Consider the following 19995-nt stretch of genomic DNA (forward strand, 5'->3'; position numbering starts at 1 on the left):
CGGGATTATATCAGGGCGGCGAAGGACGCCGAGCCGATTTGGCGGATGGCATGGCCGGCATCACGGCCGTCCGCGATCACTCGCCGCATCGACACTCGCCGGTCAGATTCGTTCAAGCGGATGAAGAGCCTGTACCGATTTCGTTGTCCAGGACAGGACGTCCAGGAAGTCGCGGCACAGGAGGGGAGCGGATATGTCGCTGGCCTATTCCGAGCAGGTTCATTCCACGGCGATCATCGACCCCGAAGCCATCCTCGCGCCCGACGTACAGGTCGGCCCGTATGCGATCATCGAGGGCCCGGTCCAGGTCGGGCCCGGCTGCATCATCTCGGCCCATGCCTGCCTGAGCGGCCCGCTGGTCATGGGGCGTGACAACCTCGTGGGCCACGGGGCCGTCCTGGGGAAGAGCCCGCAGCACCGCGGCTATTGCGACGAGCCGACCGGCCTGGAGATCGGCGACTCGAACGTGATCCGGGAGTTCGTCACGATCCACCGCGGGACCGTCCAGGGCCGGGGCCTGACCTCGGTCGGCGATCGGAACATGATGATGGTCGGGGCGCACCTGGGGCATGATTGCCAGGTGGGGAACGGCTGCACGATCGTCAACAATGCCCTCGTCGCGGGCCACGTCGAGCTCGGCGACGACTGCATCCTGTCCGGTCACACCGCCATCCAGCAGCGCGTGCGAGTGGGCCGCCTGGCCATGCTCGGGGGCCTCGGGGCGTCATCGAAGGACATCCCCCCGTTCATCCTCCAGCAGGGCTACAACTGCGTCACCGGCCTGAACCTGGTCGGGATGCGGCGGGCCGGCTTCTCCGCCAATGCCATCAACGCGATGAGGCAGGTCTTCCGGATCCTCTACCGCGAGGGGCGGCCCCTGTCGGGGGCCCTCGACCGCATCGACGCCGACTTCGGCGAGTTCGAGGTGGTGAGGGAGTTCGTCGACTTCATCAGGGCATCGAAGATCGGGATCAATCCCGCGCGCTCCCAGGATCGCGAGAGCTTCGACATCCACTGAATCATCAGAGCCCCGAACGAATCCGGTCGCTCGCCACGGCCCGGCTTCGCGACCGGCCTAGTGCAACCGGTCCTTCCGAGGCTCGGCGGGGGGGGAGTGCTTCCCCAGCTCGGCCCTCACCCGGGCGAATTCGCCGTCGTCGAGCTCGCCATCGGCCTTCGCCTGCTTCAGGTCCTCCAGGAGCTCGTCCAGGCTCGCCGGCTCGAGATCCTCGTGGGCCTCTTCCCAGGCCCTTCGTGCCACGACCAGTCCGTAGATCAACGCCGCGATCAGTAGCGCCAGGCCCCCGTAATAGTAGGCCGGCGAGTCCATGCCGACTCCCTTCAACCAGGTTGCCATCTTGCCCTCCCCCGTTCCTCCTCGCGAGGCCGCCTCGTCGGACTCCGGAGCCCGCTCCTCGCGATGAACGATCGCCTCATTGCGCGATCTTGCCGCGTTGATTCGCCGACCATCTGGATTATACTGATAAGACCGGGCTAGCGCCGATCCGCCCGATCGTCGAATCGGGATCACCTGGCGACTCGACCCCCTTTTTCCGATTACTCGATTCTGGGGAAAGGACTTCCATGCCAAGGTCGAGGGAGGTTGGTTCAATGAGAAAGCTTGGAGCACGCACCTTCGGCATCGTCGCTGCGTTGACCCTCGCGTCGATCGGCTCGGCGGGACAGGCACGGGCCCAGTCCAGCATCGGAGACATCACCGCCGACCCGTTCACGTTCTATTACGCCTTCTACCTCCCCAATCAGCAGGTGCAGTCGCTCCGGCCCAAGCCCATCGACGAGTTGAACCAGGCCGCTCAGAATCGCCAGTACTATGCGCAGACGCAGCGGCAGTCGCTCTACAATCCCAACTCGCCATATACCGAGGCATTCGATCCCCTTCGCCCCTACTCGCGAAACCAGGGCCAGGAGAAGGTCGCCCGCCCCTTCCGCTTCGCCCAGGACACGTCTAACGCGGACGGATCCGGCCCCGCCCTCTACTACCAGAGAGCGAGGGGCTACTATCCGACCATGAGGAGCGGGCGCGGACCCAACGCCAACGTCTCCAAGATCGGCTCACATCGCGCCAGCCGAGGCAACATGGGCGGCATGGGCGGCGGCGGCATGGGCGGCATGGGAGGCATGGGCGGCATGGGCGGCTTCATGTGATGGTGTTAAGAGGTCGACGTTCGCGGATCACCGCGCCGGTGAATCCACCCGCTTCTCGAACAAGCACCTGTCCGTGACGAGGGGTTGGAATGTCGGTCGGGCCCGAGCAACGTCTGAATCCCGAGGAGCGAGGGAATCTCACCGCCTACATCGACGGCGAGCTCACCGAGAACGAGGCTCGATCGATCGCCACCAAGCTCAGCCTGAGCGGGACGGCGAGACGCGAGCTGGAGTCGCTCAAGAAGACCTGGGAGTTGCTCGAGTATCTCCCCCGACCTCCGGCTTCCGACGGCTTCCCCGATCGCACGATGGAATCCATCCGCGCGATCGAGGCACCCTCGACCTCCTGGACGCAGGATGCGGACTTCTGGTTCCGGCAGGGATGGAAGCTGACGCTCTGCCTGGCCGTCACGCTCGCCGCGCTCGCCTCAGGCTATGCGTTCTCACGATGGGGACTCCCCGACCCGGCCGAGCGACTCGCCCGGGACCGATCCATCGCCGAGCACCTGGACGAATATCAGGAGGTCGGCTCATTCGAATTCCTCGAGGCGCTGGTCCGCTCCCGGGAGATGAGCGACGACCCGCGCTAGCCCGGGACGCGAGCTGCCATGAAGCTGGTCCGATCCAAGACCGTGACGATGATCGCCGGGCTCGGGACCTTCCTCGCCGCGGCGACGGGGGCCGATTCGCCCGACGGCGATCGGGCCCCGAGCCGCGCCATGTCGGCGGAGACCTATCGCTCCCTGTCCGCCGCGCTCAATCGATTCGACCTGCGGCTCTCCCGGGCGGAGCAGGAGTCCATTCGGGATCTGGATGCCCGCCTGGCCGGCCTGGGACCGGACGAACGATCGCAATTCCTGGACGTTATGAGGCGCTACCACAACTGGCTGGCCATGCTGCCCGACTCGCCCAGGCAGAAGGTCCTTGATGCCCCGCCGTCGGAGCGGCTGGCCGTCATCCAAGGATTGACGCCCAAGTATCCCGTGCCGTCGGATGACGCTCCCTACTGGTTGCGTCTGTCCGAGATCGGCGGCGGATCTCCGACGGAGCTGGCCGCCGCTTCGAAGATCTGGAACAAGCTCACCCCGGAGGAACGCCGCGAGGTCGACAGCCTGCCGTCCGTCTTCGGCAAACGGCAGCGACTCCTGCTTTTCGGCAAGTCCTTGAAGATCCCCAGGGAGATCCGCCCTCCGAACTACAACCCCCAGGAATGGACCCCGAAGGCCGAGGCCCGGATCGAGGAGCTGCGGCTCGTCGACGGAGAGCTCCAGGCCCCGCTCACGCGGGCGGAGGCTAAGGGAGAGGCCGCCAGGACGAAGGGAGAGGCCGCCAAGGCCGTGATCCATGCTCAGGTCCTCGAACGCCTGGCTCTGAACCTCTTCTTCCTCTCCCAACCCCCGCCCCCACCGGTCTCCCCAGATAGACTCGTCGAGTTCTTCCAGTCCCTCCCTCCCTGGATCCAGTCGAGCTTCGATTCCTACTCCGCGGACGAGGCGAGGCGAAGGCTCATCCTGGTCTACCGCCTGGTCTATCCTCATCCCGAGGAATATCATCCCGAGGCCCCCGCGACGGGCCCGGCCGGAAAGGCCGCCCCGAGTCGTCCGGCGACGTCGCGGCCCGCACCCGTGCAGACGAAGCCCGGGGTCGTGCCGAAGTCGGCCGAATCCCCCTTCTAACGCCAATCCCCCGCGCCCCTCCCGAACAGGACCCGCGGAATTGAACAACACGGACGAAGTCTGGATGGCCAGGGCAATCCAGGAAGCCGAGCGAGGCCGCGGGTCCGTCGAGCCCAACCCGGTCGTGGGCGCGATCGTCGTCAAGGACGGTCGAATCGTCGGTGAGGGGCATCACGCCCGGTTCGGGGGCCCTCACGCCGAGGTCGTGGCCCTGAAGGAAGCGGGCCTACAGGCTCGAGGGGCGTCGCTCTACGTCACGCTCGAGCCGTGCTGCCACCACGGGAAAACGCCGCCGTGCACCGATGCGATCCTGGCGGCGGGAGTCGCCCGGGTGGTGGTCGCCGTCCGGGACCCATTCCCGAGCGTGGACGGAGGCGGCCTGGCGAGGCTCCGCGAGGCCGGGCTGGAGGTCGAGCTGGGCCCCCTCGCGGACCAGGCGGTGGCCCTCAACGCCCCCTTCTTCAAGCTCGTCCTGACGCGACTTCCTTACGTGATCGCGAAATGGGCGATGACCCTCGACGGCAAGGTCGCGGTCGCGAACGGCGACAGCCGGTGGATTTCCGGAGAAGCCTCGCGAAGGCTCGTGCATCAGCTTCGAGGTCGGATGGACGCGATCCTGGTCGGGATCGGCACCGCGATCGCGGACGATCCCGAGCTGACGGCCCGGCCCCCCGGGCCCAGGACGGCCCTCCGGATCGTGGTCGACACCCACGCCAGGCTCCCGCTCGAGAGCAAGCTGGTCTCCACGGCCCGCTCGGTCCCCGTCCTCATCGCCGCCTCCGAGCGGGCACCCGAGGACCGATGCCGGGCCCTCCGAGAGCTTGGCTGCGAGGTCCTCATCCTCCCCGCCGAATCGTCGCAGGTGGCGCTGGTTCCCCTCCTCGAGGAACTCGGCCGGAGATCCCTGACGAACCTTCTCGTCGAAGGAGGTGGATCTCTCCTCGGATCCTTCTTCGACGCCGGCCAGGTGGATGAGGTCGATATCTACCTCGCACCGACGATCGAGGGCGGGGACCATGCTCGGACGCCCATCCGGGGGCGGGGCCTCGAACGCATGGCCGATTCCACGAGACTGGCGCTCCGCCGCTGCTCCCGGGTGGACGATGATCTTCGCGTCCAGGCGGTGCTCCCCCGGCCGTGGAGATCCGCGCTCGAGGAGCTGGGCCTCCCCCGCTCCGATCCCACTTGACCGGGCCCGAGGCCGCGATTTACAGTCTGTCGACCCGATCACATGGAGCATCCCGAACCGGGAGATTCACCGGAGACGCCCCTCGTGAGGGAGCTGGGACGCGATACCGAAGGCGTGAAGCTGGCCCCGAGGGTGGTGGTCGGCCGGGTGAGCCTTTACCTCCGCCAGCTCGAGGCCTTCCAGCGCCAGGGGCACACGACGATCTCGAGCAGCCAGCTCGGTGCCCCGCTCGCCATCAAGAACGCCCAGGTGCGCAAGGATCTGGCGTGCTTCGGTCAGTTCGGGCATCCCGGCGTCGGCTACCGGATCGATGACCTGACCACGGCACTCAGGCAGGCGCTGGGGATCGACCGCGACTGGCCGCTCGCGGTCGTCGGCCTCGGCAACCTCGGCCGCGCGCTCCTCGGATACCGCGGCTTCCGGTCCCGTCGGTTCAAGATCGTCGCGATCTTCGACAATGACCCGGGCAAGCTGGGCCAGAAGTACGAAGGACTCACGGTCGAACCCCTGGAATCACTCCGCAGGTCCGCCGCAAATCACAAGATTCACCTGGGACTGCTGTGCGTGCCCGCCGAGGCGGCCCAGAAGGTCGCCGACCAGATGGTCCTCGCCGGCATCTCGGGAATTCTCAATTTCGCCCCCGTGCCCCTGACCGTCGCTCCCCACGTGAACGTCGTGAACGTCGATCTGAGCGTCCAGCTCGAAAACCTCGCCTACAAGGTCCTCAAGACCCAGGAGGGTATCGTGGCCCGAGGAAGCCTTCCCGCCGTCCTGTCGGATCGCTAGAATCGCTCCATCGTTACCCGGTGGTGAAACGGTATCACAACAGGTTTTGGTCCTGTTTTTCCAGGTTCGAATCCTGGCCGGGTAGCTTCTCCGCCCCATCCCACGTGCATCCCCGGATCGTCTCCCCATCGGGCCGATTTCCGGGGACACATCCCGGTTCCATGGCGGTCACCTCAGAGCCGGCGCCGCCGCCTCCGCCAGGATGCCATGCCCGCCATCCCCAGCGCGGCGAGCGACAGGCTGGACGGCTCGCAGACGGCAACATGCGAACGGGTTGCCTCGAGGTACGGCGCATCGAATAGACCCGTTGCGCCAAAAGGGGTCTCCGCGAAGCCATCGTTCAGGGTAACCGTCACGACCAGATGCGAATGCCCCGCCAGAAACCCCAGGTCGCTCAGCATTCCGAGATCAATCTCGGGATTGAGGTCCCAAAGGGAGAGCTGATATGTCGGATCCGACGGGGACAGCACCGGCGGACCAGTATTGGTCCACAGGCGTGAATCCGAGGCGCTCAGGGTAACGGTCGCCGTGGCGTAATTGCTCTGTACAAAAATGATGGGGACATACAAGGAAATTGGCGCGTCCGGGTCGAGATCCGAGACATCGAAGCTGACCGATGACCAACCCTTCGTGTAAAGCCCCGTTCCGGCATAGTCCCAGCCACTTACATAGGTAACCAGACTCGCGGGGCCGGGCGTGACGTTCCAACTCGTCTCGGGAGGATCGCCACCCTGGACCTTCTTGGCGTACTGAAAGAACCCCGTCGCATCGCCGAAGATCTGGTCCGCACGAACCGACGAACAGAAGCTCGCGCTCGCGAGCACAACGACCACTCCGGCCACAAATCGAAGCCAGGTTGACCCCGCGTCACGATCCACGGCTCCCCCCCACATACAAATTGACCGGAACAGGATTCCTTCAAGCTGCGCCATGCCAGCTACGACCAGAGATGACACCAGACAGACATGAATGTCCAGAAACGGACAGGGGCCGTCAAGTGGGGATTTCTTGATCCGACAGAGACCGCCTAATCAGAAACACGCGCGCGTACCTTGGCAACTTTGGCACGATTCGCGGGTGCACCGGCGCATCGCTTGATTCGCGGAATCACCGAATGCGCAGGCTCCCAACCTGAGTTCCGGCCCTCATCGATCGCGATGATGACCGGACGGGGTGGCGGATCAAGCCCGGCCTGGTCCCGGTTCGAGGAGTTCGAATCGACGACCCGGTTCCCCGCAGGTCAGGGGGCGAGGATCGGCACCACGCTCCTCTGGAGTCCGCCCGTCGCGTGGACGGCCCCCTGGGCATCGACGAAGACGTTGATCTCGCTTCGGACCCCGAATTCGGCCTGATAGATCCCGGGCTCGACCGAGAAGCAGGTCCGGCGGAGTACGAGACGTTCCTCGTGGGTCTCCAGGTTGTCCATGTGGGCTCCGTTCCCGTGGACTTCCTGGCCGATATTATGGCCGGTCCGGTGCACGAAGTAGTCTCCGTACCCGGCATCGGCGATGACCTTCCTGCAGGCGTCGTCGACCTCCCAGCCCTGAAGAGGCCGCCCCTCGGCGAAGGCGGAACGAACCAGCGAGACCGCGGCGTCCCGCGCCCTTGCGACGATGGCGAAGATCGTTTCGTATTTTTCGGGGACCGATTCGCCGACGAATCCCACGCGGGTGAGGTCGCTGTAGACGGCCCTCGGGCGATCGACCTTGCACCACAGGTCCACGAGGACGAAGTCGCCGCGACGGATCTCGAAATCCTTGCCGACGACCGGCTCATAATGCGGGTCGCCGCTATGCGGGCCGACGCCCACGATCGGCGGGGCGTAGGTCGTCATCCCGTGCTCTGAAAAATGGTCCATGATCGCGGCCTGCACCTCGGTCTCCCGGATTGATCCTCCGCCTCCGGTCCTCTCGGCGATGAGCTTCCAGACCATGTCGTAGGCGGACGTCGTGCAGGCCTCGGCCTCGAGGTGCATCCGCCACTGGTCCTCGTCCCAGGTCGCCTCAAATTCCTGGACCAGGTCCCCCGAGGATGCAACCTCGATCCCATGGGCGCGGACCATCTCGATCGTCCCGGCATCCACCTTCGAAATGTAGGGATTGGACACCCGCGGGGCATACTCCATCGCAACCCGCGTCGTCCCCGCGGTCATCCGGCCGACGCCCCCTTCGAGGTCCTGCCAGGTCAGGTAGATCGACTTCTCACCCGGGAGGTGGTCGAGGGCGGCCGGCTCGATTCGATGGACGAGCTTCTTCGGTTCTCCCCGGGCGGGAATCATGTAGAAGATCCTCCGCGACCCGGGCGGCTTCGCGTCCAGGTCGAGGATCCGCCGGGCGAGAAGATTGCTCCCCCGGAAGTCGTACAGGAGCCAGCCGTCGAGGCCGAATTGGCGCAAACTGCGCTGGATCGCGTCGAGGTCGAACATCGAGGAAACCTCCCAGCCTTGCGGATCAGGATTCAACGCCCGGCATTCATTCCCTTGAACCCCACGAAGCCGAGCTTTCGAAGAGGCCACGTCGTCCGCCGCCCGGTTCGCGGAGCGTCTCGGCCTCAGGCCGGGCGGAGCACGAAAGCCTCCGGCGGACGACCGGGTCCGCGGCTCCCGGTGCCGATGATCCAGCCGCGATCGTCGATCATCCTCGGGGAGCGGAGGACGAGCTTCTCGGGCGTCCTGGCCAGCGACGTGAGATCGAGCATCCGCGAGCCGTCGTGGAGGAAGCCGCGCAGCTCCCCCCTGGTCGTCTGGTAATTGCCGACCACGTGCCCGTGCCGATTGACGGACGTTGCGTCCGAGGTCCAGCCGAGCTTCTTGTCGTGGAGGTCTCGTGCGACCTCGTCGCGGCCCCCCCACAGGCAGGCATGCCGCGGGAATTTGTCGAATTTCCAGCAGGCCCCGGCAATCGCCCCGTGGCCGGCGATCGAGGCCGCGAACGAATCGGCATCGTTCGCCTCGAATTCGGTCGGGAGTTTCAGCCGGACGGGTCCATCCGGGGCCGGCCAGATCACGGCGTGATTGCGGCGCGCCGAGTAGCTATTGCCCACGGCATGGCCCGCTCCATTGAGTGCCATCGCGAGCGAGCCGGTATCGTCCGCGAGCGGGCTGAGCTCGCGCCACCGGCCCCCGCCCGATTCGACGAGGAAGCCGCGGATCCGGGCGGGTGGGGCCTCGGCATAGCCGGCGATGGACCCATGCTCGTTGATCGCGTAGGCGTGGCTCCCCTGATATCCCTCGGGCATCAGGGCGTCCCATCGCCATTGCGAGGGGGGCTCATCGGGCCGGTTCGGCCAGAGGAAGCCGCCGAGCTGCTCCCCGGGGGCGAGCCGAGCCTCGCCGACCACGTGTCCGCGACGATTGAGCGCGACGGCCCGGCTCCACGTCGAGGACGACATGTCGATATCGCGGCATTCTTTCTCATCAACGTGCCAGATGGCGGCGTGAGACGGTTCGTCGTGAACCTTCCCGTCCCGGGCCCCGACGGTCATCGTCCCGCAGACCCAACCGTGCTCGTTGATCCAGGCGGCGACCTCGGCCCCCCTGGGGCACGGGACCAGTCGGTAGGCGTGTGCCGTGCGAGCGGAGCCTCGCTCGGCCGGCCCCGCCTCCGGGGGAGTCGTCCCGGCCACGTCGACCGGCTCATGGCTCGGTGGCGGCGCCTCGGGGCGACCGCATCCCGCCGCGCCATAAACGATCGGGCCGATCGTCGACCCCAGCCAGTTTCTCCTCGAGATCCCGCCCATGTTGTCCCCAGGATCAGGAGGGGATGCAGCGATCCTCCGACGGCAGGGGAAGTACCGGGGTGGGGACTCGAACCCCAGACCTGCGGATTATGAGACCGCCGCTCTGACCAACTGAGCTACCCCGGCATGGCGAATCGAAGATCGTTCGCCCTGGGGAAAGAGAATATCAGACCTTGGCCGTCACTTCAAGCAAGCGGAGACTTCTAGCCAAATGATCATCAGCGCGCCGGTGCCTCGTCGGTCGAGCAACTCCCTGCCCTGGGTCGGCTCGATGCGGCGACCCCTCCCGGATCGGACCGCATCCGGGCTGTTCAGGGCGTCCGGGATCGTTTCTACTTCTCCCTGGCGACGATCACCGCGACGGCCGCTCCCCCACACCGGCTCGGATGCTCGCACGGGCGGGCCGGCTCGCTTCCAAGACCCCTGAGCGATCACCACGATGCCTCCGCAGTACATCTTCCAGATCGAGAAACTCTCCAAGGCTTACGCCAAGAAGGAAGTCCTCAAGAATATCTGGCTCTCTTTCTATCCCGGGGCCAAGATCGGCGTCATCGGCGGCAACGGCTCGGGCAAGAGCACCCTCCTCCGCATCATGGCCGGCCTCGACGATGACTTCATCGGGACCGCGAGGCCCGCCCCGGGGACCACGATCGGCTACGTCCCCCAGGAACCGACCCTGGATCCGAGCCTGGACGTTCGAGGCAACGTCGAGGCCGCCGTGGCCGAAACGCGATCCCTCCTCGAACGATTCGACGCCATCAACGCACGGATGGGAGAAGGCCCCGACTCCGACGAGCTCGACGAATTGCTCGAGGAACAGGCGAAGGTCCAGGACGCCATCGAGGCGCACGAGGGATGGGACCTGGATCGACGCATCGAGATCGCCATGGATGCGATGCGGCTCCCCCCGGGCGATGCCGACGTCTCGAAGCTCTCGGGCGGGGAACGGCGTCGCGTCGCCCTCTGCAAGATCCTCCTCGAGCGGCCCGATATCCTCCTCCTGGACGAGCCGACCAACCACCTGGACGCCGAGAGCGTCGCCTGGTTGGAACGGCACCTCTCCGAATATCCCGGGACCGTCATCCTGGTCACGCACGATCGCTACTTCCTGGACAACGTCGTCAAGTGGATCCTCGAGCTCGACCGGGGGCAGGGAATCCCCTGGGAGGGGAATTACTCGTCCTGGCTCGAGCAGAAACAGGCCAGGCTCGCGCTCGAGGAGAAGCAGGAGAGCACTCGGCGCAAGCAGCTCGCTCGCGAGCTCGACTGGGTCCGGATGTCGCCGCGGGCCCGCGTCGCCAAGAATCGGGCGAGGCTCCAGCGATACGAACAGCTCGCCGCGCAGGAGGCCGAACGTCGCGACGAGGCCATCGTGCTCCAGATCCCGCCCGGCCCGCACCTCGGGTCGCTCGTCGTCGAGGCCGAGGGGCTGGCCAAGTCCTACGGGGAGAACCTCCTCTTCGAGGACCTGAACTTCCGCCTCCCCCCGGGGGGCATCGTCGGGGTCATCGGCGCCAACGGCGTGGGGAAGACCACGCTCTTCCGCATGATCGTCGGCGACGAGAAGCCGGACCGTGGCGTCCTCCGCGTCGGCGATTCGGTCTCGATTTCCTACGTCGACCAGAACCGCGACGCGCTCAATCCGGAGAACACGATCTTCCAGGAGATCACCGGCGGCATCGATCCGGTGGTCCTCGGCAAGCGGAAGATCCCGGCCCGGGCCTACGTGGCGACCTTCAACTTCAAGGGGCCCGACCAGGAGAAGAAGGTCGGGAAGCTCTCCGGCGGCGAACGGAATCGCGTCCATCTCGCCAAGCTCCTCAAGAGCGGCGGCAACCTCCTGCTGCTCGACGAGCCCACGAACGACCTGGACGTGGACATGCTTCGAGCCCTGGAAGAGGCGCTCGTGGATTTCGGCGGCTGCGCCGTGGTCATCAGCCACGACCGCTGGTTCCTCGATCGGATCGCCACCCACATCCTCGCCTTCGAGGGAGACAGCACCGCCGTCTGGTGCGACGGCAACTACGACGCGTATGAAACCCAGCGGCACGAACGGCTCGGTACCGACGCCGATCAGCCCCACCGGATCAAGTACAAGTCGCTGAGGCGTTGATCGATTTGGAGGGGCGGAGGCCCTCTCATGAGGGAGTTGCTTGCAGGGCGATTCAGGCGGCTTGGCCCGGCCTACGCCATCGCCATCGTCGCCTGGCTCATCCTCTCGAGGTGGCCGGGGCATGCCCTGGTGTACGCCCTCCAAAAGGGCGCCGGGGCGCCATGGCTGAGGCGGGCGGTCCTCGGCCTCCCGGAGTACACGGACACCACGGGGAGCTTCTCCCACTGGGATGACAAGGCGGCCGCGGTGGCGATCGCGCTGGCATTCCACCTCTTGCTGGTCGTATGGCTCGGGGCGCGGCGGGATTCGAGACGGCTCGCAGACGACGGCAGTAGCCGGGCGGTCGCGGTATTCTCCTTCTTCTTCCTGATCTACACGGCCGCCTCCGGAGCGATCCAGGATTATGTCCTGTACCTCGTCTGCTGGCAGGAGGTGGCCAGAGGGAATGACCCCTGGTATTTCACCACGGGCGTCTTCGGCACCTACCCGCTGAATGCGTACGGGCCGCTCTTCAACGTCTTCGCTTTCCCGGCGTTGCTCAATCCGCTGCTCCCGAAACTCTGCTTCGCGATCGCGTACCTCGGGTTCGTCGGACGGCTGTTCAGCACCCCGGGGCCCTCGAAAACCCGGTCGCGAGGCGAACTCGCCGCCTGGTTCTTGCTGGTGGCGAATCCCTACTTCTGGGTGGAGATCGCCCATTTCGGACATTTCGACGTCATCGTGGGCATCCTCTGCGTGGCGGCCGTCACCGCGCGAGCGCGTGATCGCGACCTGAGCTCGGGCACCTACCTGGCCCTGGGGGCCCTGCTCAAGTATGTCCCCCTCTTGCTGGTCCCATTCGTGGCCCTCGTCCCTCCTCGGCATCGCTGGCGGATCGCGTTCGCGGCCGCCGGGATCACGGCGGCCGGCCTGGCCATCAGCGTCCTGATCTGGGGACCCTCCACCTTTCGTCCCATCGTCTTCGCGGCCCAGCGGCCTTCGCATCATCTCTCGATATTCCGGTTCCTCAACGGCCGCTATTCGCCGTTGAGCGGCCTGGTTCTGCACGAGAACCCCGCGAACTGGGCTCCTGCCTTCCTGATCCTGGCCCTGGGCATCGCACTGGCCTGGAGCGAACGACAACGGCTCGCCACGCTCCCCGCCGGCGCCCTGGCGATGGTCATCACCGCGCTCCTCTATCAGGCCGGATTCACGCAATACCACATGGTGGGCCTGCTCCTCTTGACGTGGTGGCTGGCGACCGATCCCCCACCTTCCTGGAAACGGAGCCTGCTCGTTGCCGCACTGGTCCCCTATCTCGCGTGGCTGGGGACCTTCGACGTCCTGTGCACCACCCTGCCCATCGACGATTACGGCATGCAGGAATGGACGGGGCTCCTGACCTTCTTCCTCGGGGTCGTCCTCATCGCGGCCATATCGATCTCGGCCCCGAGGGCCCCGGCAGGGCACGCCGGCGTGCCGGACCCGGACGCCGACCCGCCCCCCCGCTGAACCACCCCGCCGGTATCCCGCCACGCAAAATCATCTGAACATTCATCAAGAATTGATTTTCGTGAGCAGGTGCCTTCGCGGTGGCCGGAAACGCCATTCCCACCGCAGGGTCCTCTCCGCCCGTGCCGAGGCCCCGATGGCCGTCGCTCTAGCTCCCGCGGGCTCGGATGCCGGCCGGGATCGTGGTCCCGGGCTCGAACCCCACGGTTTCGCCGGCTTGGTACTGGTATTGCAAGGTAATCCCTCCGACGTGAGAGGCGACGGTCGGACCGGATTCCCTGCCGCCTGGCACGGGGAGCCGGCCTCGTCGCCTTGAACATGTTCAGGATCCATGCCAGCAGGAGAGACGAGGAATGCAACGCAAGGACATCTCGAAGATCGGCACCGCGGCGGCACTGACGGGCCTGCTCTTCCTGGGCTCGGCCCGGGCCGCGGATAAGGAGGTCCCCGGCCCGATCGACAGCGCCGAGGACCTACAAAGCCTCGGTAAGATGCTCTTCAAGCTCGCCGACACCAACAACGACAACCAGATTTCCCAGAAGGAGGCCATCGACGCCGGCAATCTGCTGGCGGGCGGCTTCTTCTTCCGGGCCGATGCCAATGGCGACGGGACCGTGACCAAGGCCGAGGCCGACGCGGCCCGCGAGGCCCTCTACGCCCAGAAACCCCTGCTCCGGTTCGTCCTGGAGCGCGGCAAGGCCGAGATCAACAATCAGGCCGCCCAGGGCGTGGCCCCGAAGCCCGTGAACGTCTTCGGCGTCTTCGACTCCAACTCCGACGGGAACATCTCCGCGACCGAGCTTCGCCAGGCGGTCCAGACCTCGATCCAGGGGCTCTTCACGGTCGCGGACAAGAACGCGGACAATCAGCTCGACGTCGCCGAGGTGAACCAGGCGGTCGTTGACGCGGGTAGGACCGGCATCCAGGCGGCTTTCAACAGCGCCGACGCGGATAAGAACGGGGCCGTGAGCCAGGAGGAATTCGATCGCGCGATCATCAATCCGGCCCACGTGATGTTCCGGATCCTCGACGCGAACAATGACAATCAGATCTCGCAGGACGAGCTCCGGAGCGGCAGCCAACTCCTGCTCCGCGAATTCAAGGCGATGCGGGTGCCCGAGCCGGCCAACTCGATCCCGAATCAGGTCCGCCGCCTGACCGAGCCGTCGACTCCCGCGCCGGCGCCCCCGGCCAATTCCAGCCTGGCCTCGCCTCGCTGAGGACCAAACGGCAGGACACCCGCTAGACCTGGAATCCGCAACATTCCCCGTCCCACAACATGGGGCGGGGAGGTTCGCGGATTCGGACCCTTCGACCCCCTTCTATCCCCCCGGAGACACGCCGATGCCCGAGCCCATATCCGCGGGCGAGCCGTCCGGCCCCGCGGTGGCAACCATTGAGCGGGCGCCCGCCGAGTCGGACTTCGTGAATCCCTTGATTCGCGTCGCCGACGTCATGACCACGGACCTGAGGACCTGCTCGCCCCACAGCACCGTCCTCGAGGCGGTGATGTTCTTCCGGGACGCCGATTGCGGCGCGATCCCGATCGTCGACATGGGAAAGCCTCTCGGCATCCTCACGGACCGGGACGTGGCTCTGGCCCTGGCGTCCTACCCGTCCGACCTGGCCCGGCTCCCGGTCGGGGACCTGATGACCCCGGAGATCGTCAGCGTCAATCAGGATGACACGATCTCGGTCGCCATGGACCTGCTCGGCGATCACGGCATCCGGAGGCTCCTGGTCGTCAACGGGGATGGCGTCCTGGTGGGCGTCCTGAGCTGGAGCGACCTGGCTCCCCACCTTTCCCCTTGCGGCCTCGGGCGCGTCCTGTCGCGAATCGTCGAGAATCGGTAGTCGACGCGGCAGGACACCTCGCTTGGCCCGGAGGCCGGAAAAACCCCGCGAAGGCGCATTCGCCCCGGCTCCGGTTCGGATACAATCGGGCCCGGGGCGGCACCGTTCGCGGCCGCCAGGAATTCGATCGTCACGCGCCCGCGACGAGCTTCCATTCCTGGAGATTCAACATGCGGTTGGTGATCGTCGGCGGTGTGGCCGGCGGGGCCTCGGCGGCGGCCCGGGCCAGGCGACTGAGCGAGGCGGCCGAGATCGTCCTGTTCGAGCGCGGGCCGGACGCCTCGTTCGCGAACTGCGGACTCCCCTATTATCTGGGCGGCGAGATCCCCGATCGCGGCAAGCTCCTGGTGACCAGCCCCGCCGTCCTGAAGGATCGATACAACCTCGATCTGCGGACCAACACCGAGGTCGTCAAGATCGACCGGGCCGCGCGGTCGGTGACGGCGAGGCGAGCGGCCGACGGCTCGACCTACGACCTGTCCTATGACGCCCTGATCCTGGCCCCGGGCGCCGAGCCGATTCGGCCGCCGATCCCGGGGATTGACCTGCCCAACGTCTTCACGCTCCGGAACCTGCCGGACGTGGACCGGATCAAGGCGGCGATGGACCGCGGGGCCGGCCGCGCGACGCTCATCGGCGGCGGATTCATCGGCCTGGAGCTGGCCGAGAATTTCATCCGGAGGGGGATCGAGACGACGCTCGTCGAGCTCCAGGACCAGGTCCTTCCCCCGCTCGATCGCGAGATGTCGACGCCGCTCGCCGCGGCCGTGCGGGGCAGGGGAGTGAGGCTCCTCCTGGGAGATTCCGCCGAGGCCATCCGCGCGACCGGAGACGGCCTGGCGATCGGCCTTAGATCCGGCGTCTCGATCGGAGCCGACATGGTCGTCGTCGGCGTCGGCGTCCGCCCCGAGAATGCGCTGGCGAAGGCCGCGGGCCTGGAGATCGGCGAGCGGGGCGGAATCCGCGTGGACGACCGGATGCGGACCTCGGATCCGTCCATCTTCGCGGTCGGCGACGCCGTGGAGGTCCGCGACTTCCCCTCCGGCGCCCCCGCTCAGGTGCCGCTGGCCGGCCCAGCGAATCGTCAGGGGCGGATCGCCGCCGACAACGTGTTCGGCCTGGATAGCCGCTACCGGGGCACCCAGGGGACGGCCATCGTCGGCTTCTTCGAACACGTGGCCGCGATCACCGGGGCGAGCGAGAAGGCCCTCCGGAAGCAAGGGCGATCGCATCAGAAAGTTTACATTCACGCGAATCAGCACGCCGGATATTATCCGGGCGCGAGGCCGATGACGCTCAAGCTCCTGTTCGAGGCCCCCTCGGGGAAGATCCTGGGGGCGCAGGCGGTCGGCCAGGAGGGAGTGGACAATCGGATCAATGCTCTCGCCATGGCCATCCAGGCCGGCCTGACGGTGTTCGACCTCGAGGAATCCGAGCTGGCCTACGCGCCCCAATTCGGATCGGCCAAGGATCCCGTGAACATGGCCGGATTCGTGGCCTCGAACGTGCTCCGCGGCCTGGTGCGGCAGGTCCATGCGGAGGACCTGGGGGCCGGCGACCTCGCCGTCGCCTCGATCGTCGACGTTCGCACGCCGAAGGAGTACGCCGCCGGTCGCATCGAGGGGGCCGCCAACATCCCCCTCGAGGAGCTGCGCGGCCGCCTCGACGAGATCCCCCGCGACCGGCCGGTCGTCGTTCATTGCCAAGTCGGCATGCGCGGATACATGGCCGCACGGGTCCTCCGGGATCACGGGATCGATGCCGCGAACCTGGCCGGCGGCTACAAGACCTATCGGATGCACCACCCCGACGCTAAGCTCTGATCGACCGGCCGGGATGACCCCGCCGGGCTCGCCGAGGAGTCCTCACCGATGATCCACACCGCACTGGCCGTCGTGCTTGCCCTCACCGCCCTCGAGGAGCCCGCCGCGAAGGAGGCCACGCCCCGGCCGCATACCCTCTCCACGGCCGCCCAGCTCGAGGCCTACCTCAACGGCCAGACCCAGATCCAGTTCCGGAGGCGCCGGGAAGAGGTGGCCAGGACGACCACGCCGGAGCAGATCGCCGCGCGGGCCGAGCGACTCCGGGGCTTCTTCGTCCGGTCTCTGGGGGGTTACCCGGAGCGGACTCCCCTGAATGCTCGCGTCGTCGGCGTTCGCGATTACCCGGGCTATCGAATCGAGCGGATCGTCTTCGAGAGCCGCCCCCGGCACCACGTCACGGCGAATCTCTACCTGCCCCGGTCCGACGCTCGCGTCCCCGGCGTGCTCATGCCGTGCGGGCATTCGGAGAACGGCAAGGCGGACGCGACCTATCAGCGGGCCTGCATCCTGAACGCCCGCAACGGCCTGGCCGTCCTGACCTATGACCCGATCGGGCAGGGGGAGCGATACCAGAGGCTGGACGACGGCGGCAAGCCGGCCGTCCACGACGGGTCGACCGTCGAGCACACCCTCGTCGGGACGGGGGCGATCCTCGTCGGCCGGCAAGCGGCCAGCTACCGCGTCTGGGACGGCATCCGCGCGCTCGATTACCTCGCCTCGCGGCCGGAGATCGATGCCACGCGGCTGGGTTGCACCGGCAACTCCGGCGGCGGCACGCTGACGTCGTACCTGATGGCGCTCGATGATCGGATCGCGGTCGCCGCCCCCTCGTGCTACATCACTTCGCTGGAGCGGCTCTTCGCCACGATCGGCCCCCAGGATGCAGAGCAGAACATCACCGGCCAGGTGGCGGCCGGCCTCGACCACGCGGACTACATCGCCATGCGGGCGCCGAAGCCAACCCTCCTGTGCACCGGCACCCGCGATTTCTTCGACATCCAGGGGAGCTGGGATACATTCCGAGAGGCGAAGCAACTGTATGGCCGGCTCGGGTTCGGCGAGCGGATCGACCTGTTCGAATCCGACGAGACGCACGGCTATACCTCGCCCCGGCGCGTGGCCGCGACGCGATGGTTCTGCCGCTGGCTGCTGCGGAAGGACGAGGTGATCGTCGAGCCCGAACTGGCCACCGTCCCCGATGCCGAGCTCCAGTGCACTACGACCGGCCAGGTACTGAGCGACCTGCACGGCGTCTCCGCCTTCGACCTCAATGCCGAGCGGGCCCGCGAGCTGGCGGCCGCACGCGCGGCATTCGCGTCGAATTCATCCCCCGAGGCGTTCCGGGATCGCGTCCGCGAGCTGCTCGGACTCCGCGGCTGGAAGCCTTCCGCCGCCCCGATTGTCGAGCACCGGCGGCAGCCCGGATCGGGGTTCATCCGACGCGAGGTCGCCGTCTCCACCGAACCGGGAGTGGCGATCGCCGCGGTCGACTGGATCCCCGAAAAGGAGGATCGGTCCGCGCCGGTGCTGATCCAGGCGGGAACCCTCCTCGACACCGAACCGAAGGTCGGCGGCGAGCTGGATTCATGGCTCCGAGCGGGGCGGCGAGTCGTGCAGGCGAGGGTCCGCGGGGCCGAGCCGGCCACGCCGACGAACGCTCGTTCCGGCCTCGACAAGATCATCGGGATCGATTGGAAGGCCGCCTTCCTGTCGCTCCACCTCGGGCGTCCGCTGCTGGGCCAGAGGGCGACGGACATGCTGAACCTGATCGAGTCGCTGGCGGCGACTGACGAGCTTCGAGGCCGCGGTTTCGAACTCCACGCGTCCGGCGCGACGGGACCGGTGGCGCTCCATGCCGCGGCCATCGATGAGGGGGGGAAGATCGTGGCGGTCGACCTCGATCGATCGCTCGTCTCGTGGGCGGACGTCGTCGAGCGTGGGATCAGCCGCGAGCAGCTCGGGAATGCAGTCCCGAATGTCCTGGAAGTCTATGACCTGCCGGAGCTGGCCGCTCGGCTCAAACCGCGTGCGCTCACGATTCGATCTCCGGTCGACGCCCTGGGAGAGCCGATCTCGCAGACGTCGCTCGAGGGCGCCTATGCTCCGGCGATCCGGGCTTACGGCCAGGGGACGCGACTGGTCCTCCGCGCGACCGGCTCCCATTGAGTGCGAAGGACAGCCGGGCCACCCCGACACGGAAAGGTATCCTCGATGACGCTCGACCCCCAGGCCAGGGACTTCCTCGATCGGCTCGCCGCGGCGGCCCTCAAGCCGATCGAGTCGATTCCGATCGCCGAGGCCCGCGCCCAGCAGGATCTCTCGACCCGCTTCCTCGGCCCGCTCCCACCGATCGGCCGCGTCGAGGATCGCGAGATCGACGGCCCCGGGGGGGCCATCCGCGTCCGGATACTCAGGCCGAAGGCCCTCGACGAGGCGGGAGCGTCGCCGGCCCTCGTCTACTTCCACGGGGGCGGCTGGGTGCTCGGGAATCTCTCGTCGCACGAGCACATCTGCCGGGCGATCGCCGGCCAGGCGGATCTCGTCGTGATCGCCGTGGATTACCGGCTCGCGCCGGAGAGCCGATTCCCGGCGGCGGCCGAGGACGCGCATGCCGCGACCGCGTGGGCCATCGACCACGCCGAGGAGCTCGGGCTCGATCCCGACCGGATCGCCGTCGGCGGCGATAGCGCGGGGGGGAACCTTGCCGCGGTGGCGTGCCTCATGGCCCGAGAACACGGAGGGCGGGCCCCGGCCATGCAGGTCCTCCTCTATCCGATCACGGACTCGAATCTGAGCACGGGATCCTATCGGGAGTTTGCCGACGGCTACTTCCTCACGGCCGAGGAGATGGCCTGGTACTGGGACCAGTACGTGCCGGATGTCTCCGAGAGGAGTCGGCCGCACGCGGCCCCGCTCCGGGAGACGGACCTGCGCGGCCTGCCGCCGGCGCTGGTGATCACGGCCGGCTGCGACGTCCTCCGCGACGAGGGGGAGGCCTATGCCCATCGACTCGAGGCCGCGGGGGTGCCGACGACCCTGAGCCGGTACGACGGGATGATCCACGGCTTCATCCGCCGGTTCCCGTTCTTCGATCAGGGCAGGGCCGCCATCTCCGAGATCAGCATCGCGCTCCGCGAGGCCCTCGCCTGACGGCCCCGC

At 67.2% G+C, this 19995-nt stretch carries 17 protein-coding genes and 2 tRNA genes; 14 read left to right on the plus strand and 5 right to left on the minus strand.

Annotation, left to right across the window (positions count from 1 at the left end; all coding sequences use genetic code 11):
• Positions 1–193: 193 nt before the first annotated feature.
• The gene (gene lpxA, locus G6O54_RS05370) at positions 194–1018 is read left to right on the plus strand and encodes an acyl-ACP--UDP-N-acetylglucosamine O-acyltransferase (RefSeq protein WP_165221236.1); all 825 of its coding nucleotides are present in this window, start codon (positions 194–196) and stop codon (positions 1016–1018) included.
• Between the two features lie 57 nt (positions 1019–1075).
• Here the strand turns inward: lpxA and G6O54_RS05375 are convergent, their stop codons facing one another.
• Positions 1076–1357 carry a hypothetical protein gene (locus tag G6O54_RS05375; protein ID WP_165221239.1) on the minus strand — a complete coding sequence of 94 codons (282 nt, stop codon included), beginning with the start codon at positions 1355–1357 and terminating at the stop codon, positions 1076–1078.
• 254 nt (positions 1358–1611) lie between these two features.
• Here G6O54_RS05375 and G6O54_RS05380 point away from each other — a divergent pair, with 254 nt between their 5' ends.
• From G6O54_RS05380 to G6O54_RS05405, 6 genes are all read left to right on the plus strand, one after another.
• On the plus strand, positions 1612–2166 hold the full coding sequence (locus G6O54_RS05380) for a hypothetical protein (protein WP_165221181.1): 555 nt from the start codon (positions 1612–1614) through the stop codon (positions 2164–2166).
• A gap of 89 nt (positions 2167–2255) precedes the next feature.
• The gene (locus G6O54_RS05385; RefSeq protein WP_165221242.1) at positions 2256–2756 is read left to right on the plus strand and encodes an anti-sigma factor family protein; all 501 of its coding nucleotides are present in this window, start codon (positions 2256–2258) and stop codon (positions 2754–2756) included.
• Between the two features lie 18 nt (positions 2757–2774).
• On the plus strand, positions 2775–3842 hold the full coding sequence (locus G6O54_RS05390; RefSeq protein ID WP_165221245.1) for a hypothetical protein: 1068 nt from the start codon (positions 2775–2777) through the stop codon (positions 3840–3842).
• Between the two features lie 40 nt (positions 3843–3882).
• Positions 3883–5031: a bifunctional diaminohydroxyphosphoribosylaminopyrimidine deaminase/5-amino-6-(5-phosphoribosylamino)uracil reductase RibD gene (ribD, locus tag G6O54_RS05395; protein ID WP_250846729.1), complete on the plus strand. Its 1149-nt coding sequence runs from the start codon at positions 3883–3885 to the stop codon at positions 5029–5031.
• 84 nt (positions 5032–5115) lie between these two features.
• Positions 5116–5817 carry a redox-sensing transcriptional repressor Rex gene (locus G6O54_RS05400; protein WP_250846730.1) on the plus strand — a complete coding sequence of 234 codons (702 nt, stop codon included), beginning with the start codon at positions 5116–5118 and terminating at the stop codon, positions 5815–5817.
• Positions 5818–5831: 14 nt separating this feature from the next.
• Positions 5832–5902, plus strand: a tRNA-Gln gene (locus tag G6O54_RS05405).
• 88 nt (positions 5903–5990) lie between these two features.
• On the opposite strand, the gene G6O54_RS05410 is transcribed toward G6O54_RS05405, so the two are convergent.
• The 4 genes from G6O54_RS05410 to G6O54_RS05425 all read right to left on the minus strand — a co-directional run bounded on the left by G6O54_RS05410 (position 5991) and on the right by G6O54_RS05425 (position 9681).
• Positions 5991–6695 carry a PEP-CTERM sorting domain-containing protein gene (locus G6O54_RS05410; protein WP_165221248.1) on the minus strand — a complete coding sequence of 235 codons (705 nt, stop codon included), beginning with the start codon at positions 6693–6695 and terminating at the stop codon, positions 5991–5993.
• Between the two features lie 362 nt (positions 6696–7057).
• Positions 7058–8242: a M24 family metallopeptidase gene (locus G6O54_RS05415; protein WP_165221251.1), complete on the minus strand. Its 1185-nt coding sequence runs from the start codon at positions 8240–8242 to the stop codon at positions 7058–7060.
• Positions 8243–8367: 125 nt separating this feature from the next.
• Positions 8368–9441, minus strand: coding sequence for a hypothetical protein (locus tag G6O54_RS05420; protein WP_165221254.1), 1074 nt, complete (start codon positions 9439–9441; stop codon positions 8368–8370).
• A gap of 166 nt (positions 9442–9607) precedes the next feature.
• Positions 9608–9681 (minus strand) — tRNA-Met (locus tag G6O54_RS05425).
• A 313-nt stretch (positions 9682–9994) separates the two neighbouring features.
• Here G6O54_RS05425 and ettA point away from each other — a divergent pair.
• The 7 genes from ettA (at position 9995) to lipP1 (ending at position 19986) form a co-directional block, all read left to right on the plus strand.
• Positions 9995–11668: an energy-dependent translational throttle protein EttA gene (gene ettA, locus G6O54_RS05430; RefSeq protein WP_165221257.1), complete on the plus strand. Its 1674-nt coding sequence runs from the start codon at positions 9995–9997 to the stop codon at positions 11666–11668.
• A gap of 27 nt (positions 11669–11695) precedes the next feature.
• Positions 11696–13159: a glycosyltransferase 87 family protein gene (locus G6O54_RS05435; RefSeq protein ID WP_165221260.1), complete on the plus strand. Its 1464-nt coding sequence runs from the start codon at positions 11696–11698 to the stop codon at positions 13157–13159.
• A 353-nt stretch (positions 13160–13512) separates the two neighbouring features.
• A complete protein-coding gene (locus tag G6O54_RS05440; protein WP_165221263.1) occupies positions 13513–14379 on the plus strand; it encodes an EF-hand domain-containing protein in 867 nt (288 codons plus the stop codon).
• A gap of 124 nt (positions 14380–14503) precedes the next feature.
• Positions 14504–15013, plus strand: coding sequence for a CBS domain-containing protein (locus G6O54_RS05445; protein ID WP_165221266.1), 510 nt, complete (start codon positions 14504–14506; stop codon positions 15011–15013).
• 170 nt (positions 15014–15183) lie between these two features.
• Positions 15184–16836, plus strand: a complete 1653-nt coding sequence (locus G6O54_RS05450; protein WP_165221269.1) for an FAD-dependent oxidoreductase — start codon at positions 15184–15186, stop codon at positions 16834–16836.
• Positions 16837–16884: 48 nt separating this feature from the next.
• Positions 16885–19002, plus strand: a complete 2118-nt coding sequence (locus tag G6O54_RS05455; RefSeq protein ID WP_165221272.1) for an alpha/beta hydrolase family protein — start codon at positions 16885–16887, stop codon at positions 19000–19002.
• 45 nt (positions 19003–19047) lie between these two features.
• Positions 19048–19986, plus strand: coding sequence for a LipP1 family hormone-sensitive lipase (lipP1, locus tag G6O54_RS05460; protein WP_165221275.1), 939 nt, complete (start codon positions 19048–19050; stop codon positions 19984–19986).
• The last annotated feature ends 9 nt before the right edge of the window (positions 19987–19995 follow it).

Source organism: Aquisphaera insulae, assembly GCF_011064615.1.
GTDB lineage: Bacteria > Planctomycetota > Planctomycetia > Isosphaerales > Isosphaeraceae > Aquisphaera > Aquisphaera insulae.

Bases quoted from the DNA above. Each gene is read 5' to 3' on its own strand.
- lpxA (WP_165221236.1), top strand. From the start codon at position 194: ATGTCGCTGGCCTATTCCGAGCAGGTTCATTCCACGGCGATCATCGAC.
- G6O54_RS05375 (WP_165221239.1), bottom strand. From the start codon at position 1,357: ATGGCAACCTGGTTGAAGGGAGTCGGCATGGACTCGCCGGCCTACTAT.
- G6O54_RS05380 (WP_165221181.1), top strand. From the start codon at position 1,612: ATGAGAAAGCTTGGAGCACGCACCTTCGGCATCGTCGCTGCGTTGACC.
- G6O54_RS05385 (WP_165221242.1), top strand. From the start codon at position 2,256: ATGTCGGTCGGGCCCGAGCAACGTCTGAATCCCGAGGAGCGAGGGAAT.
- G6O54_RS05390 (WP_165221245.1), top strand. From the start codon at position 2,775: ATGAAGCTGGTCCGATCCAAGACCGTGACGATGATCGCCGGGCTCGGG.
- G6O54_RS05415 (WP_165221251.1), bottom strand. From the start codon at position 8,242: ATGTTCGACCTCGACGCGATCCAGCGCAGTTTGCGCCAATTCGGCCTC.
- ettA (WP_165221257.1), top strand. From the start codon at position 9,995: ATGCCTCCGCAGTACATCTTCCAGATCGAGAAACTCTCCAAGGCTTAC.
- G6O54_RS05435 (WP_165221260.1), top strand. From the start codon at position 11,696: ATGAGGGAGTTGCTTGCAGGGCGATTCAGGCGGCTTGGCCCGGCCTAC.
- G6O54_RS05440 (WP_165221263.1), top strand. From the start codon at position 13,513: ATGCAACGCAAGGACATCTCGAAGATCGGCACCGCGGCGGCACTGACG.
- G6O54_RS05445 (WP_165221266.1), top strand. From the start codon at position 14,504: ATGCCCGAGCCCATATCCGCGGGCGAGCCGTCCGGCCCCGCGGTGGCA.
- G6O54_RS05450 (WP_165221269.1), top strand. From the start codon at position 15,184: ATGCGGTTGGTGATCGTCGGCGGTGTGGCCGGCGGGGCCTCGGCGGCG.
- G6O54_RS05455 (WP_165221272.1), top strand. From the start codon at position 16,885: ATGATCCACACCGCACTGGCCGTCGTGCTTGCCCTCACCGCCCTCGAG.
- lipP1 (WP_165221275.1), top strand. From the start codon at position 19,048: ATGACGCTCGACCCCCAGGCCAGGGACTTCCTCGATCGGCTCGCCGCG.